Here is a 2,156-nt window from a genome sequence, read left to right as displayed (position 1 = left end):
ACTTTTTTATATTTGTTTACTTGAGGTAAAGCTTTGTCTAGTAAAGCTTTTATCTGTTGATGTAAGTTATTTTTAAACGGAACTTACCCCGCACCCTTTGAAAGTTGCATTTCAAACCCCCATCAGTGGGGCACTCGGACTTGAGCCAGGGTCCGCTACATGACTACAAAGCCAGTGAAACCTCTAGCAAATCGAAGGCTTTCTGCTGTAAAGAACTCGGTATCGTCAGTTTGTCAAAGCTAACTGAAAAACCCCCCAATTTAGGCTGCACCCGGTTTTTAGTAATCGTCGCCAAATTAGTCAGCAATGTCCGAAAACTTTGAACTGGAAAACACTCAGAATTACGTTTTGTTGAAGCTTTCCGCCTAGCCTGGGTCTGGGATTTATTCGGGACAACGACTGAAGGAGATTGCAGAGGCTCTAACGACTCTTCCTCCTCAAATAGCAGCGGCGCTAATCTCTCGCGCATATGCCATTCCACGTAATAAGCCAACAAGCATAAAAACACGTGCGCTCGCACCCGATGCGCTAAATGATGATAAATCGGGCGCACCTTCAAATCAATAGTTTTATAACAGCGAAATGCCTGCTCTACTTGAGACAAACTCTTATATGCCTTCACAGTTGAGGGGTCATCTAATATCGACTCGGAAACCGAAGTACGAATCACGTACATTCCATCTAAATTTGCTTCGGCTGCAATTTTCTCACTGTGGCGTTCGTAGCTGAAACTGTTGTCGGTAATCGACAGATTAAAATGCTTGGCTACAGAGTAGCGATTGATAATTTTTCCCACTCTCACCCCAATCTTTTCGGCTCCCACTAACCGACGTTGAGAGCGAGTTGTTGCCGCGACGATTTTGTTTAATTCTTTCTCAGTTGCTTGTAGCAGTGCTTCCCTAGTAGCAGCTCTTTCTTCGGCTAAAAACGGATTGCGACAGGCGATTAACCTCTCTCCTGGATAATCTGGAGATTGAATGGCAGCTAAATCTTTTTGGTCAAACAATGACAGTTGTATCGCCTCTTGTTCTACCAACTCTCGGATTTGTGGCGCTCTCAAGGCTGTAATCCAATCTAAACCTTCTGTCCCTTTTAACTCTTCTTCAATTCTCGCCGAAGTAAGTACACCCCGAGCGCCCACTAATACTAACCGTTGTATCCCAAACCGATGGCGGACTTTTTCCAGTACAGGACTTAAGGTTTTAGCATCGTTGACGTTTCCTTCAAATACTTCGACAGCGATCGGGCATCCAGCGGCGTTACAAAGTAAGCCAAAAATGATTTGTAATTTCCCTCTCTTTTTGTCCCGCGAATAGCCGTATTGAGCCAGGGGACAGGTGGTTCCTTCAAAATAAGTAGAGGTGACATCGTAGAGAATTAAGCTACCTTCACACAGATGTTTGGCGGCTATTTTTTGTTCGATTTCTGCTTGTCGTTGGTCTAACCAATCCATTGCTTCATAAAGCTCGTCAGCATCAGCATCTTGAACTTTTAATATTTCACAAAGCGTGCTGTTACAGGTATCTGTCGATAGTCCGCGTGCGGTAGCTAATTTTGAGACCGGGTCGATAATTCGCGCCACTATCATCGCGGTGACTAGATCTCGTTGGCGACTTGCTCGATCGCTAATTAGTGATTCTAGTCCAATATTTTTGAGTGTTCCTAACACGGCAGCGACGTGACCGTGAGGTAGGGAACATTGGATCTCAAAGGCTGATTCTAAGCTAGAAATAGCGGTGCCACCTTTAAGCAAAACTCGCAGTCCTTCGATAGCCTCATCCGGCAGTTTAGAGAGGTTAGCTAGGGTGCGCTTGCGTACTTTGCCATCCTCTCGGTAAGACTGACGTAAGAGGACAGCGGGTGGGGAATTGCGGTTGGGGACTCTTTCGATGTGCATGACTACAATTCTCCCAGGCTTTGCCACCAAACAATCTTAATAAAATCTTAAATTACATGGCTACGCAGGCAAGTCGCTCAAACCGTCTAAACCTATAGCTCGTATGGGATCGAGTTTAACGGAACTACCCCGCAGGGGGTAAGTTCCGTTTAAATTCATTAATTGCCGTAGATTTCTGAGAAATATAGCGTTTCTCAGATAGATGAGGTACAATAACAGCAGTGAGTAAACCAATTCCTCATATCGGATAATGTAACTT

At 44.7% G+C, this 2,156-nt stretch carries 2 protein-coding genes; both read right to left on the bottom strand.

Annotation, left to right across the window (positions count from 1 at the left end; translation table 11 throughout):
* Positions 1–163: 163 nt before the first annotated feature.
* A complete protein-coding gene (locus tag QUA25_RS29090) occupies positions 164–1,897 on the bottom strand; it encodes an IS1634 family transposase (RefSeq protein WP_333043163.1) in 1,734 nt (577 codons plus the stop codon).
* A gap of 60 nt (positions 1,898–1,957) precedes the next feature.
* Positions 1,958–2,156 (bottom strand): hypothetical protein (locus QUA25_RS29085; protein ID WP_333043161.1); only part of this gene is annotated, 199 nt, incomplete at its 5' end.

The sequence above is a fragment of the Microcoleus sp. Pol17C6 genome (assembly GCF_036701145.1).
Lineage (GTDB): Bacteria > Cyanobacteriota > Cyanobacteriia > Cyanobacteriales > Microcoleaceae > Microcoleus.
The sequence above is the reverse complement of the archived record's forward strand: the minus strand, read 5'-3'. Positions and strand labels throughout refer to the sequence as shown.

Coding starts and splice junctions, on each gene's coding strand:
- QUA25_RS29090 (WP_333043163.1), bottom strand. CDS start 1,897: ATGCACATCGAAAGAGTCCCCAACCGCAATTCCCCACCCGCTGTCCTC.